Source organism: Finegoldia sp. P3-F-LR (assembly GCF_052932165.1).
In genome coordinates this window covers 1-1,104 of sequence record NZ_JBRFJE010000047.1, presented here as the reverse complement: position 1 = coordinate 1,104, position 1,104 = coordinate 1, and the positions used below count along the sequence as shown (strand labels likewise).

At 45.5% G+C, this 1,104-nt stretch carries 1 tRNA gene and 2 rRNA genes; all 3 read left to right on the top strand.

What is annotated here, in order from left to right:
• Positions 1-395, top strand: a 16S ribosomal RNA gene (locus tag ACU68U_RS09220); the annotation flags it as partial.
• Positions 396-441: 46 nt separating this feature from the next.
• Positions 442-517 (top strand) — tRNA-Ala (locus ACU68U_RS09215).
• Between the two features lie 182 nt (positions 518-699).
• A 23S ribosomal RNA gene (locus tag ACU68U_RS09210) occupies positions 700-1,104 on the top strand; the annotation flags it as partial.

Below are 1,104 nucleotides of genomic sequence, written 5' to 3'. Positions count from 1 at the left end.
CGGGGACTCTAAGTAGACTGCCGATGACAAATCGGAGGAAGGTGGGGATGACGTCAAATCATCATGCCCTTTATGTCCTGGGCTACACACGTGCTACAATGGTTGGTACAGAGGGAAGCTATATAGTGATATAATGCAAAACTCCAAAGCCAATCCCAGTTCGGATTGTAGGCTGCAACTCGCCTACATGAAGTCGGAGTTGCTAGTAATCGCGGATCAGAATGTCGCGGTGAATGCGTTCCCGGGTCTTGTACACACCGCCCGTCACACCATGGGAGTTGATAATACCCGAAGCCTGTGACCTAAACGAGGAGCAGTCGAAGGTAGGATTGATGACTGGGGTGAAGTCGTAACAAGGTAGCCGTATCGGAAGGTGCGGCTGGATCACCTCCTTTCTAAGGAGTGCTAACTCAACAAGTATTTACTTTAAGGTTCTTTTATGGGGGTATAGCTCAGTTGGGAGAGCACCTGCCTTGCAAGCAGGGGGTCAGGAGTTCGAATCTCCTTATCTCCACCAATGACCTAACAGCAATCTTCGATTGCGTCGTAGGTCAGGTGCCGTTTTGTTTCAAATCTTCGATTTGTCAAAAAACGGCCAATGACTTTTTAAAAGTCAAAAAATGACTTAACCAGAGTCATAAAAGTCGATTAACGAATCGACATCTGAACATTGAAAATCGAATAACAGTATATATTTCCGGTCAAGAAACTAAGGGCGCAAGGCGGATGCCTTGGCACCAGGAGGCGAAGAAGGACGTGACAAGCAACGAAAACCTCGAATAGGAGCAAATATCCAGTAACTCGGGGGAATCCGAATGGGGAAACCTACTAGACACACTCTAGTATCCATACGTAAATACATAGCGTATGGAGGCGAATGTTCTGAACTGAAACATCTAAGTAGGAACAAGAAAAGAAAGAAAACTCGATTCTCCAAGTAGCGGCGAGCGAACAGAGACAAGCCCATTAAAGTAAGCCTAAACTGATAGACAAATCTTATGGAAAGAAGAACCAAAGAAAGTAACAGTCTTGTAGTCGAAATCAGAATAGAGACACTTTAAGAAGAGTACCACGGAGCACGTGAAATTCTGTGGGAAGATAGGG